At 70.6% G+C, this 13,059-nt stretch carries 7 protein-coding genes; 2 read left to right on the forward strand and 5 right to left on the reverse strand.

Annotated features, from left to right (window positions below):
• Nucleotides 1-224: 224 nt before the first annotated feature.
• Nucleotides 225-539 (forward strand): hypothetical protein, encoded by a 315-nt coding sequence (locus tag ACAV_RS15875; protein WP_013595594.1) that lies wholly within the window; start codon nt 225-227, stop codon nt 537-539.
• 14 nt (nt 540-553) lie between these two features.
• Here the strand turns inward: ACAV_RS15875 and ACAV_RS15880 are convergent, their stop codons facing one another.
• The 4 genes from ACAV_RS15880 to ACAV_RS15895 form a co-directional block, all read right to left on the reverse strand.
• Nucleotides 554-1,414, reverse strand: coding sequence for a DMT family transporter (locus tag ACAV_RS15880; RefSeq protein ID WP_013595595.1), 861 nt, complete (start codon nt 1,412-1,414; stop codon nt 554-556).
• Between the two features lie 96 nt (nt 1,415-1,510).
• On the reverse strand, nt 1,511-3,925 hold the full coding sequence (gene pbpC / locus ACAV_RS15885) for a penicillin-binding protein 1C (protein WP_013595596.1): 2,415 nt from the start codon (nt 3,923-3,925) through the stop codon (nt 1,511-1,513).
• Nucleotides 3,926-4,013: 88 nt separating this feature from the next.
• Complete coding sequence (locus tag ACAV_RS15890; RefSeq protein ID WP_013595597.1) at nt 4,014-5,792, reverse strand: methyl-accepting chemotaxis protein; 1,779 nt, start codon at nt 5,790-5,792, stop codon at nt 4,014-4,016.
• 199 nt (nt 5,793-5,991) lie between these two features.
• Nucleotides 5,992-6,486, reverse strand: coding sequence for a nuclear transport factor 2 family protein (locus ACAV_RS15895; protein WP_013595598.1), 495 nt, complete (start codon nt 6,484-6,486; stop codon nt 5,992-5,994).
• A gap of 159 nt (nt 6,487-6,645) precedes the next feature.
• On the opposite strand from ACAV_RS15895, the gene ACAV_RS15900 reads away from it, so the two are divergent.
• Nucleotides 6,646-6,882, forward strand: coding sequence for a DUF3079 domain-containing protein (locus ACAV_RS15900; protein WP_013595599.1), 237 nt, complete (start codon nt 6,646-6,648; stop codon nt 6,880-6,882).
• Between the two features lie 43 nt (nt 6,883-6,925).
• Here the strand turns inward: ACAV_RS15900 and ACAV_RS15905 are convergent, their stop codons facing one another.
• Entirely contained in the window at nt 6,926-12,958 is a 6,033-nt protein-coding gene (locus ACAV_RS15905) for an Ig-like domain-containing alpha-2-macroglobulin family protein (RefSeq protein ID WP_013595600.1), read from the reverse strand.
• Nucleotides 12,959-13,059 lie beyond the last annotated feature (101 nt).

Consider the following 13,059-nt stretch of genomic DNA (forward strand, 5'->3'; position numbering starts at 1 on the left):
TCCGTGCGGAGCGGCGTTGAAATTCTGTGCACGGAATGGAGCATTTTTCCGGCCATCGTGGCCATCGCGCCGCAGCACCGGCGCTTCGCGGCCATCGCAGGCGCTTCGCATGGCGGCAGGGCTCCAGCGCTGCCCATCCATAGATTCAACGCCGTGAGAAGCAAGGCGCGATTCCGCCGGGCTTTTTGCGCGCCTTCATCCATTCACTCGAGGTCATAACGAAAATGCAAACCACCCGTCTTCCGAAAAAGCTGCTCTCCATCACCCTGGCCGCGCTGGCGGTCTTCGCGGTCGCGCCGGCATCCCAGGCCCAGGCCGGCGTGCTGGGCCAGGTCAGCTTCATGTTCACGTTCCGCACCAACCACCAGCCGTCCGACCAGGAAGTGTTCAATGCCACCTGGAACACTGCCTGGGCGGCTTGCCGCCAGCAGTCCTCCCGCACCCGGTCCCTTAGCTTGGTCGGCACCCCGGGAGCCTGGCTGGCGAACAAACAGGGACTCACGACGCAAGTCGTCTGGAACTGCCACGACAACCCCTGACACCCGGGTAGCGCCTAGCGCCGCGCCAGCGCCACACCCGCGATGGCCACGGCGAACCCCACCACCTGCAGGACCGTGAGCGTCTCGCCGAAGATGGCCCACGCCTGCAGGGCGGATAGCGGCGGCACCGCGAGGACCAGCGCCGCCGTGCGCGTGGCCTCGCCGTGGCGCATCAGCCAGATCAGCAGCGTGGCCCCGCCGATCGACAACACCAGCACGGAATAGGCGAGATAGCCCCAGAGCAGCGGCGAGCCATCCCAGCGAGCCTCGCCCAGGCAGAGTGCCATCAATACCAGCACCACGATGGAACCCAGGTTCTGCACCGCGCTGGCACTGCGCAGGTCGCCGGCGGCCAGGGGCGACTTCTGCACCATGGATCCCACGGTGAGCGCGAGGATGCTGCCCGCCGCGGCCAGCAGCACAGTCGGCGGGAGCGCCGCCACCCCGGCGCTGGCCGACAGCCGCGGCCACAGCACCATGGCCACCCCTCCGAAACCCAGCGCCAGTCCCGCCCAGGTGGACGGCCCCAGCCGGCGATGCAGCACGGCCACCGCGATGAGGGCCGTGAACAGTGGCTGCAGCGCCCCGATCAGGGCCATCACCCCGGCCGGCAGACCGCGCGACATGGCCCACCAACTGGGCCCCACATACAGACCGTTCATGAGCGCCCCCGCGGCGAGATGCAGGGCGATGCGGCGCGGCCCGCGCGGCCATTCGACGCGCGCCCACCAGGCTGCGGCACCGAACAGCACGGCCACGCCCACGAACCGCGCGGCCAGGAACCAGAACGGATCGGCATGCGCAGACACGCCCCGCCCCACCAGGAAGCCCGTGGACCAGATCACGACGAAAATCAGCGGAGCGATGGCATGCATGCCGGTTCCTTCCTCAAGGGCAAGCAGTATCCCTGGAACCGGGGCCGGGCGGGCGCGGCCACTCGCCGCGCGCAGGCCACCACCGCAAGAGTCACTTCAGGGGCGGGGCCCTTTCACCACGCCCGCCCCCCGCACCTCGATGCGGATCTCGTCCACCACCTGGCCTGCCGCATCCACCAGTTCCACCCGGTGGCGTCCGGGCCAGGGCAGCCAGGCCCATTCCGCACCCCGGCCCTGCACCTGGCCGTCTATGCGCCAGCGCAGATTGCCCGGCACGCCACTGCCCGCCGCCGCGAACTGCAGGCGCTGATGGGCGGGCGGGATGTCGGGGTCCAGCGCCACGATCGTGCCCGGGGCGGGCGACACGATGCGCGGCTGCGGGGCCTGCAGGCCGTCCTGTGCACCGCCCTCGCCGGCCGCCACATCCGGCGCCCCGCGGCCCCGCCGGATGGTGCCGGGGCCTGCATCCACGGCGAAGAGCGATTGCTGCGTGCCGGCAAGGAACCATTCCTGGCGCGCGCTTTCCAGCAGGCGCGTGCCGCCCGGCTCGGGGCCGAAGCGCACGGCGGCGCGGACCAGCCCGGGCGGTGGCTCGGGCGCACGGCTGCGCACGCCCCGCCCGTGCAGCCAGCCCATGATCTCGGCCCACACGGGCGCCGCGCCGCTGGTGCCGCTCACGTCGTGCATGGGCGCGCCGCCGGCATTGCCCACCCAGACACCCACCGTGTAGCGCTGCGACCAGCCCAGCGCCCAGTTGTCGCGCATGTCCTTGCTGGTGCCGGTCTTCACCGCGCTCCAGAACCGCGTGGCCAGCACACTGTCGGTGCCGAAAGTGCGCGCGCGCGCATTGCCGTCCGAGAGGATGTCGCCCACGATGAAGGCCGCGCGCGGATCGACCGCGGGCGGTGCCAGCGCCGCAGCGGCCGGGGCCGGTTGGGAGCCCATGCGCCTGGCGGCTGCAGGCGCAGGACGGAACACGACGGGACCGGTCCGCCCGCCATTGGCAAGCGCGCGGTAGGCATTGGCCAGGTGGAGCAGCGGCATCTCGGCGCTGCCCAGCGCGAGGCTGTAGCCATAGTAGTCGCCCGTTTCCCGCAGCGGCAGGCCCAGCGCCAGCAACTGCCGGAAGAACGCATCCGGGTTGACCATGGCGATGGTCCGCACCGCCGGCACGTTGAGCGAGGCGGCCAGCGCGGTGCGCACGGACACCCAGCCCTTGAACTGCCGGTCGTAGTTCTGCGGGATGTAGAGCCCCGAGGCGGTGGGGATGTAGGCGGGAGAATCCTCGATCAGCGATGCGGCGGTGATGCGGCGCTGCGCGATCGCCTGGGCGTAGAGGAAGGGCTTGAGCGTGGAGCCCGGCTGGCGCGCGGCCAGCACCCCGTCCACTTCGCCCGCATGGCTCAGCAGGCCGGATGAACCCACCCACGCCAGCACTTCGCCGGTGGCGTTGTCGAGCACGACCACGGCGCCGTCTTCCACGTTGCGGCCGTGCAGTTCGCGCAGGTGCTGGTGCAGCGACTGCACGGCCACGCGCTGCAGCGGCGCGCTGAGGCTGGACACCACGGACGCCGGAGCCGGCCCCGGCATGCGGGCGAGCAGCTGGCGCGCGAAATGCGGCGCCAGGCCTTCGCTGGCCGCGTAATCCCGGCGCTGCAGCGCGGCCGTGGTGAACAGGTCGAGCGCATCGCAATCGGCTCCCGGGCCGGCACCGTCCGCGCGCGGACCGGCCATGGCGCGCAGCACGCCGCAGGCACGCTGCGCAACGAGGGCGGGCCGGGCGTTCGGGGCCCGCACCAGCGCCGCGGCGACCGCCGCTTCGCGGTCGTCCAGCCCGTGCGGCGCCTTGCCGAACAGGGTGCGGGACAGTGCATCGATGCCCACCAGTTCGCCGCGGAACGGCACGAGGTTCAGGTAGGCCTCCAGTATCTGGTCCTTGCGCCAGCGCCGTTCCAGCACCTGCGCGGCCACGGTCTGACCGAGCTTCTGGGCCACCGACCGGCCGCCGGGCCCCTGCCGCCAGTCGCCGTCCAGCAGGCCGGCGAGTTGCATGGTCAGGGTGGACGCGCCGCGCGTGCGCTGGTTCCACAGATTGCCCCAGGCGGCGGCAGACACGGCACGCCAGTCCACGCCGCTGTGTTCGTAGAAACGCCGGTCCTCGCTGAGCACCAGCGCCTCCCGCAGCGCGGGCGATATGTCGTCCAGCCCCGTCCATTGCCCACGCCGCACGGTGGCATCGGTGCGCAGCCGCTGCACCACCTCGCCTTCGCGCGAGAGCACCAGGGTTTCGGACGAGCGGTAGTCCGCACGCACCTCGGCGTAGGCCGGCAGCGCGCTTGCGGAGAGCGGCGCCCAGAGCGCGAGGCACAGCGGGACGGCGGCGCCCGCCTGCGCAGCGCTGCGCAGGCACACGGACCAGGGCGCCTGGGAGTCGCGCGCGGCGAAATACACGGTCCGTGTTTCCGTCTTCAGGCGGCGCGCCCAGTGGCGCAGGGAAGCGAAGGCAGGCATGGAAAAGCCGCCGCGGGGGCTGCCGCGGCGGTGCAAGGGCTGGAAGGCCCCGATTCTGGCGCAGCGGCGGACCGCCGCGGGAGGCCGGTCAGAACGACTCCCAGTCGCCTTGCGCACCCGGGACCGCCATGGCGGGGCCCGCCATGAGGCCCGCTGCTGCGGCAGCAGGCCGCAGCGCGGGTGTGCGGGCGGGCGCGCGCACCTTCGCCGGAGACGGCTTGCGGGCAGGCTCGGAGGGGCGGGCCGCCACCGGGGCGGATACCGCGGGTGCCACTGCCACGGAAGGCGCCACGGCCACCGCTGCCTGCGGGGTGTCAGATGCCAGCCGGAACACGCTGACGGCCTGCACGAGATCCTGCGCCTGCGACCGGAGGCTGGAGGCCGCTGCCGCCATCTCTTCCACCAGGGCGGCGTTCTGCTGCGTGGTCTGGTCCATCTGGGTGACGGCTTCACCCACCTGTGCGACGCCCGCACTCTGCTCGCTGCTCGCCGCGCTGATCTCGCCCATGATGTCGGTCACGCGGCGGATGCTGCCCACCACCTCGGTCATGGTGCTGCCTGCCCGGTCGGCCAGTTGCGCGCCGCTTTCCACCCGCTCGACGCTGGCAGTGATGAGTTCCTTGATTTCCTTCGCCGCACCGGCGCTGCGCTGCGCCAGGCTGCGCACCTCGCCCGCCACCACGGCGAAACCACGGCCCTGCTCGCCGGCCCGCGCGGCTTCCACGGCGGCATTCAGGGCCAGGATGTTGGTCTGGAAAGCGATGCCGTCGATGACGTTGATGATGTCGGAGATGCGCCGCGAACTCTCCGAAATGCCCTTCATGGTGTCCACCACCTGCGCCACCACGGCGCCGCCCTGCTCTGCCACCCCGCTCGAGGCCTGCGCCAGCTGGTTGGCCTGGCGCGCGTTGTCCGCGTTCTGCGCGACGGTGGAGCCCAGCTCTTCCATGGAGGCAGCGGTTTCCTCCAGCGCGCTGGCCTGGCTCTCCGTGCGGGACGACAGGTCGGAATTGCCCTGGGCGATCTGCATGCTGGCCGAGGCAACCGATTCGCTGCCCTGGCGCACGCGGGAGACGACGGTGGCCAGCGCCGTGTTCATGTCGCGCAGGCTCTCCAGCAGCAGACCCACTTCGTCCCGCGCATGGATCTCGATGCGCTGGGTCAGGTCTCCCGCCGCGACGGCCCGGGCCACGTCCACCGCCCGGGCGATGGGACGGGTGATGGAACGGGTCACCCACAGGCTGAGCAGCAGGGCCACCAACACGGCCAGCGCGGTTCCGCCGACCTCCACCGCCAGGGCCGTGGCACGGGCGTCTTCCGCCTCGGCCTGGCGCACATCGAGCAGGTCGCGTTCGGCCTTGGAGAACTCGGTCTGCATGGTCCGGAAGCCGTCCATCGCGGCCTTGTCGCGCGCCTTGCCGAATTCGCTGACGAAGGCCTCCATCGGGACCTTGCCGGCATCCACGTCGCGGCGCATGTCCTGCAGCGACTGCATCACCGCGGCGAAGTCCGCCTGGCGGGCGCGCAGCACGTCGAGCCGCTTCTGCTGCTCCGGGTTGTCCGCTGTGAGCGTGCGCAGCGATTGCCAGGCGGAATCGAAGGTCTCGCGCCCCTGGCTCCACGGGCCGAGGAAGGCCGTGCTGCCCGACAGCAGATAGCCGCGGGCGCCGGTTTCCATGTTGACCACGCCCAGCAGCATCCGCTGGGCCTCCTCCAGCACCTTGTAGGTGTGGATGTTCATGCTGGTGGCGGTCTTGATGTGGTTCTGGCTCTGGATGGCCACGCCGATCACCACCAGAAAAATCGCGATGACACCGCCGAATGCCAGCGCGAGCCGTCGGCCCAGGGGCCAGTGGGAAATGTTCATGAGAGTACCGCTTTCGTGCAGGAACGCCGCGCCATGAGGAAGGGCCGGCCCCGGCCCTCGCCACGCGACATCCGTGGCCAACATCCGTCATGGGAGCACGATCGGGATACTAAAGTTACAAATTAACGCGATTTGTAGTCATTCGGCGTACGTCACTGTCGCGTTTGAACGCACAGGGGACGTAGCCGATGGCCCCACCTCAGTTCTTCGTGGCGGCATCCCAGTGTTCGGCGATCTGCCCGTCCTGGATGCGGAACATGTCGAACCACGTGGTCGTGTAGGTCTGCCCCGCGTTCTGCGGATCCGGCAGGCGGCGGGCGAACACCATGGTGACCATGTCACCCTCGGCGAGGATGCGCACCAGCGGGGCCCTCACCCGGGGCTGGATGGGCGAGCGCGGCGTGACCTGCGCCAGGAATTGCTTGAAGGGCTCGCGGCCCGTGGCCACCAGCGGGTTGTGCTGGATGTAGTCCTCCCTCATGTAGCGGTCGGCCAGTTCCACCTGGCCGGACTCGAACACTTCGCGCCAGAAGTCGTACACCAGCCGCTTGTTGTGCGCGAGGATCGGGTTGTGGGACCACAGCAGCTTGTCGTGGTTCGGTTCTTCCGCCACGGGCACCTGGGCGTGGGCGGAAAGGCATACGGCGGCCGCGCAGGCCAGCACGGCGCGGGAGAGCAGCAGTTTCACGGTCATCTCATCTCCTGTCGGGTTGAAACGGCCGGGTTATACGGAATATTCCTTCTGGCGGAAAGTCGATGCCTGCAAGCCCTGTCAGCAGGTGTGTCGGGTTGATGCAGCGCAAGGCGCGTTGCCGGCAGGGGAGCAGACTGCCACGGCATCCACCCATCGACCATGGCCCGGAAATTTCCCGAACATCCCGCCCGCCCGGAACGCATCTGCTGGGGCTGCGACCGCTACTGCCCGGCCGAGGCGCTGGCGTGCGGCAACGGATCGGAGCGCACGCCGCACCCTGTGGAGCTGTTCGGCGAGGACTGGCTCGCATGGTCGCCTGCGGGTATGCCGCCGGCCGGCGATGCCACGCCGGGCCCGGACCAGGCACCGGCGCGATCGCCCGGCACCCGCGAATAGCAGGGCCGGTGCGCCGGGATCAGCGCAGCCGGCCCCCTGGCCGTCAGCGCGCGGCTTCCACCTTCATGCGGGGGTTCGGCGTTTCTCCGAACATCTCGGGCGCATACATCGCCTCCACCCGCGTCGGCGGGAGGGCGAACTCGCCGACGTTGTTCAGGCGCACGGTGTATTCGGCCGTGAGCGACCCCTTGGACACGTACTCGTAATAGCCGCGCCAGGCCTCGAAGCTGCGCTCCTCGTAGGCCAGCCAGCCGCTGCCGCCGCTGCCGCCGCTGCCACGCTTTTCGCCCTGCGTCGCGATCTCGGAGTCGCGCCCCAGGCCGTTGCCCAGGATGGTGGCGCCGCCGGGTACCGGGTCGGTGAGCACCACCCAGGTCATGTCGGCGGTGGAGGTGACCTCGAGTTTGATTCGCAGCACGTCACCGCGGGTGTACCGCCCCGCCACCGCCTGCTCCACCGGCGTGATGGTCTTCTTGACGGTGTAGCCGGCGGAGAACGGCTCCTTGAGCTGGACCGCGGCCACCGACTGCAGCGTGAGCCAGGGCTTGCCGGTGCCTTGCTGGGTCACGTTAAGCGTCTCCTTGCCGCCCGAGGCGCTCCACGGCAGGAACATGCCGTTGTTGGTCAGGTTGCCGGGCGACGCGGGGGCACCGAACCACGTGGTCTGGTGCACGGCGCCCGTGGCATCGGCGGTGGACACGCGGCCCACCTTGCTCCAGTCCACGCTGGCGGTGTTGCCGCCCATCGCGGCGCGGGTGAATCCGGTGACCGGCGTGGCCTCGAACTTCGCGCTGAATTTCTCCAGCGCCAGGCCGCCCCAGAGGTTGGCCGTGGTGGTGTGCCAGGCACCGCCCTGCTGCCGCGCGATGAAGCCGTTGGCCAGGCGCCCCATGTCGTCCTTCCAGGCCGGATCGTCCATCACGGCCAGCATGAGCCGCGCCGTATTCACGTCACCGTTCTGCATGAGCCACCACCAGTAGTCGTCCTGCTCGGAGCTGAAGATCAGCTTGGTGCCCTGGTAGGACAGGCGGGACTTGAGGATCTGGGTGGCCTCCGCCATGCGCTGCTCGCGCTGGGGTGCGTCGGTCACGCGCCGCAGTATGTTCAGCCAGTCGATCACGCTGTGCGTGGGCCACTGGTTGGGCGCCACGGTGATGGACGAGAGCATGCGGCCCGTGGCCTTGCCGTAGCGCGACAGCGCCTCGATCGCTGCGAGCTTGCGCATGTCCAGGTCCTTGCGCGGGCTCCAGAAGTCGCGCTGGATGCGGCCCTCCACGAAAGCGATCAGGCCGCGCTCCATCGGCGCGCGCACCTCCGGCGAGAGTGCGAAGGCAGGATCGATGGACGAGGCCTCGTGCGTGGCCGCGAGCAGGTAGGCAGTGAGCGTGTCGCTGCCGCGGTTACCGCTGCCCGCCTGCGGCGGGAAGTAGCTGGCGAGCCCGTCGCCGTCCAGGTAGGTGGGCAGTTGCCCCACCACGGTCTGCCACATCTTGCCGTCGCGCAGGCCCACGGCCTTGCTGGTCTTCTGCTCCAGGCAGAGGAACGGGTAGTTGGCGAACCAGTCGCGCACGCCCGGCAGGCCTTCGGCGAGCTTGGGCTGTACCGACATCTTCAGCCCTCCGCGGCCGGGGATGGCGTCGGCGGGCGGCTTCACGTCGATGCCGAAACTGCCGTCCACCTGCACGAGGGTGGCCTGCTGCACCGTCAGCGGCACGGCCGGCACGAGCCGCTGCGTGGCCTTGAGCGCATCGCGCGCTCCTGCGGCGCCGGGCGTGGTGTCGCGCGCTTCGATCTCCCAGAGGATCGCCTCGGCCCGCGTGCGGGCGAGTTGCGCGGGCGCGGTCACGTTCCAGGCCACTTCGCGGGATTCGCCGGCCGGGATGTCCACCGTCTGCTTGTCCAGCGCGAGCAGCGTGGCGCGCGGGGCGACCTCGACCTTCATGGCCGCCTTGGTCGTGTTGCGCAGCGTGAACTGGGCGCGGAACTGGTCGTCCTCGCGCACCAGCGGCGGCAGGCCGCTGATGATCTGCAGGTCCTGCGTGGCCCGGATGCTGGTGGAGCCGGTGCCGAACTGGCCCGTGCCCGCATCCGCCACCGCGACGATCTTGAAGGTGGTGAGGGCATCGTTCAGCGGCACCGTGACCTGCGCGCGGCCGTTCGCATCCAGGCGCACCGCGGGCTGCCAGAGCAGCAGGGTGTCGAGCAGCTCGCGCGTCTGCGCGCGTCCGCCGCCGCCGCCCGCCGGCACGGCCTTCTTGCCGTAGTGGCGCCGGCCGATGATCTCCATCTGGGCGGTGGAGGTTTCCACGCCCCAGGCGCGCCGCTGCAGCATGGCGTCCAGCAGGTTCCAGCTGGTGTTGGGCATCAGCTCCAGCAGGGCCTGGTCCACGGCGGCCACGGCCACCTCGGCATTCGCCGCAGGCTTGCCGTCGGGTAGCGTGGCGGCGATGGTGACCTGCGCCTTGCCGCGCACCGGGTAGCTCTCCTTGTCGGCCGTCACCTTCACCTCGATGCGGTGCGCTTTGGCGCCCACCTTGATCTCGGCCAGGCCCAGCCGGTAGGCGGGCTTGGAGAGGTCCACCATGGCGGTGGGCGCGACGTATTCCTTGCCCTCGTACCAGAAGGCCGTCCACCACTCGCGCGGCGCCTTGAAGCCCCAGGTGAAGAAGCTGTACCACGGCACCTCGCGCAGCCGCCCGCGCAGCGCCAGCACGCTCACGTAGACGTTCGGCCCCCAGCCTTCCTCGATCTTGAGCTGCACCGTCGGGTCCTGGCCATTGAGCTGCACCACGTGCATGTCGATGATGCCCTCGCGCTCCACGCTCACCAGGGCCGTGGCCTGGCGGAACGGCATGCGCACCTGCAGCCGTGCGGTTTCCCCGGGCTGATAGCTCTTCTTTTCTGGCAGCAGGTCGATGCGGTCGTGGTCTTCACCACCGAACCACAGCTCGCCCTGCCGCGTCACCCAGACCGATGCGGCCGCTTCGGACTGGTTGCCGTCCTTGTCGCGCGCGGTGGCCACCAGTTCGACTTCGCCGGCCTCGTCGAGCTTGGCCTCGCACAGCACCAGCCCGCGGCTGTCGCTCTTGCCGGTGCAGACCGTTCCCAGGTCCTTGGTCTCGGTCTTGTTGTCGTAGCTGTAGAAGCCCCCCACCATGCGCTTGCGGCTCGTGGTGGTGATACGGGCCACGGCCTGCACCTGCATGGGCACGCCCTCCTGCACCTTGCCGTCCAGGCCGAGCGCCAGGGCCTGGAAGCGGATCTTCTGCGCAGCGGACACCCAGCCCTCGGTCTTGATGCCGGCCACCACGGCGGCCGGCCAGACCGTCTGCGTGCTGCGCAGGGTCTGCACCTCGCCGTTGGGATCGGAATACGTGGCTTCGAGCACCAGGTCCTGCGCGCGGCGGGAATTGGGAATGTTGTCGATCGCCACCTTGCCCGCGCCATTGCGGTCGAGCGTCACGGCCAGCTTGTCGGCGATCACGCGCGCGTCGTCGGCAGAGGCGGGCTCTTCGTCATCGCCGCTGTTTCCGCCCTGGGGCTGCGCGCCCTTGCGGCGCGGCGGCTCGAAACTGAAGGCGTCGAAATCGGGAAACTGCAGCGGCTTGCCGCGCACCAGGGCAGACACGCGCACGGGCAGGTTGGCCGCGCCGCCACCGGAGACGTAGTTGACCTGCACATCCGTCGGCACCGAACGGGGCCGCACCAGCGGCTTCTTGTCGGCCGGCGCGATGCGGCCTTCCAGCACGGGCAGGCGGAATTCCTCCACGCGGAACTCGCCGGAGGTGAAGCTGCGGCCACGGCTGTCGTCGTCTCCGCGCAGTTCGACGCTGTACACGCCCAGCTTGGCAGCGGGCGGCAGCGCGAAGGTGCTCTCCGCGCTCAAGCCCCCCGTGGGCGTGCGACGCCACTGCAGCGGCTGGGTGAATTGCTGGCCGCTGCCCACGTGGGTGATGGCCAGCGTGTGCGGCTGGGCATCGGGCAGGCCGAAGCCCTGGCGGTTCTGCGTGCGCAGGATGTGCTTCATCGACACCGTCTCGCCCGCGCGCAGCAGAGTGCGGTCGAAGATGGTGTGCGCGATCTGGTCCGGCTCGGGCTGGCTGCTCGTGGGCACGTTGAAGCGCCACGGCTCGATGCCGCGCTGCCAGTCGCTCCAGGTGAAGGCCATGTCCTGCACGCCGTCGGCGCCCTGGGCACGGGCGCTCACGAAGTAGGCATTCATGCCCTCCAGGCCGTCGCGGCCCGGGCACGAGGGCGGCTGGGGCGACAGGCCCTCGAAGCGCGCGATGCCCTGGGCATCGGTGGTCGCGGTGGCCAGTTCGCGGCCGTCGCAGCCCGACACGCGCACCACCGCGCCCGGCACCACCTGTCCCTTGTCGAGCGTGGTGACCCAGGCGGCGGCGTTCTCGCGCCCCAGCTTGAAGTGCACGCCCAGGTTGGTCACGAGGGCGGAGGTGCGCACGTACATCGTGCGCCCCGCGCCGTGGCGCTCGTCCAGCAGCGAGCGGCCCAGCATCGGCGAGGCGATCTCCACCACGTGGAAGCCCGGCGGCAGCGGAATGCCGACCACCTCGAACGGGCGGGGATCGCCGGACGCCGGGCGCGGCAGGTCCAGCACCCTGGCGCGGGGCTGCCCGCCGAGCAGCGACACCATGCGCGACTGCACCGTGTCCTTGCCCTCGTCCTGCAGCACCTGGGGCAGCGGGCCACGCACGTCCCGGCTGGCCTCCCTGCGCGTCACCAGGTAGTCGTCGTACCGGCGCACCCGGCGGTACCACGCGATGATGTCTGCATCGGCGGTGGGCTGGAAGGTGCTCACCTTGCCCGCGGGCGCCGGCGCAGCCGCGGGTGCGGAGGCGCCAGGGGCGGCTCCGGCCGCCAGGCCCTGCACACGCAGGTCCGCCTCGACATTGCGCAGGGTGACGGGCAGCAGCGCCGGGCCCTTGTCGCCTTCCGCGAAGCGCTCGACCACGCCGAACGGCGAGGCCGCGAACTTGGCCAGCGGCGGCATGGGGCCCGTGGACAGGGCCAGCGGAAAGCTGTCCGCATTGCGCAGCGGCCGGCCCGAAGCGTCCTTGAAATCCTTGGGCAGCTCCAGTCGCATGGCGGTCTGCGGCGCGAAAGGCGGCATGAACTGCACGCTGTTGACCACCGTGTCGCCGTCGCCCTCGCCGTCCAGCCGCGGCTTGAGGGTCTCCTTGTCGGACTTCAGCCGGATCGCCTCGGCGAGCTTGCGCGGCACGGGCGCATTGAACGACAGGCGCATCGGCCGGATCGGCAGGCAGGCCGCCTGCGCGTTCTCGCGCTCGCAGCCGAACTCGGCGCTGAAGGGTTCGCGCACGGTATAGCCGTAGCGGCGCTCCACGGTGTTGGGCACCCCGCTGGGGGTGGCCACGCCCTGGCCGTACACCAGCTGCACCTTGGAGCCCGAAGTGAGCCGGCGGTTGCAGGCCAGCGACGCATAGCGCAGGGGCGCCTGCTTGGCCGCGCTCTCCAGGCCCAGCGAAGTCAGCAGCGCGGCGCGTTCGGTGCCTTCGATGAGGCGCACCGGGATGCGCTCGCCCACGTCCTCGGCCACGCACCAGACGTTGGCCTTCACGCTCTCCAGGGTGGCCGGGCCGCTCAGCTGCAGCAGGAAGAACTGCTCCTCGTCTATGGGCTGGTAGGTGCCGGGGCGCACGCTCTGCACGAACGGGCCGCCGGTATTGAACTGGTAGCGCACCGTGCCCGACAGGGCTGAACCGCTGGCGGACTTGAAACCGGACCGGGCCGTGGCCGTGCAGCGCGTGCCGGGCGGCAGGTCCGCCGCGAAGTCGTACACCCACTCGCGCTCTCCGGTCCAGCGGCCCGTGCCCCTGGACGCGTCGCCGCCGCAATCCACGGAGAACGGCGCGGGGGCCTTCGGATCGCCGAAATTCACGGCAGCGGCATCGAATTTCACCACCACCTGCCGCACGCGGGCGACCTCGCCCTGCGGCGAAAAGCTGGAGACGGACAGGGCCTGCGCTGCCCCGGCCGAGGCCAGGCCCAGGAACGCGGCCAGCGCCGCGCGGACGAAATGCGTCGTTGTTGTCATGGATGTGCGAGCAATGGCGCGGCCCCGTGGGCGCAGCGGCCCCCAAACGGCGGCTGCGGGAGCGGCAAACCCCGGGAGGTTAGCCCATCGCCGGGTCAGGG

This window comes from Paracidovorax avenae ATCC 19860 (assembly GCF_000176855.2).
GTDB classification, from domain to species: Bacteria; Pseudomonadota; Gammaproteobacteria; order Burkholderiales; family Burkholderiaceae_C; genus Paracidovorax; species Paracidovorax avenae.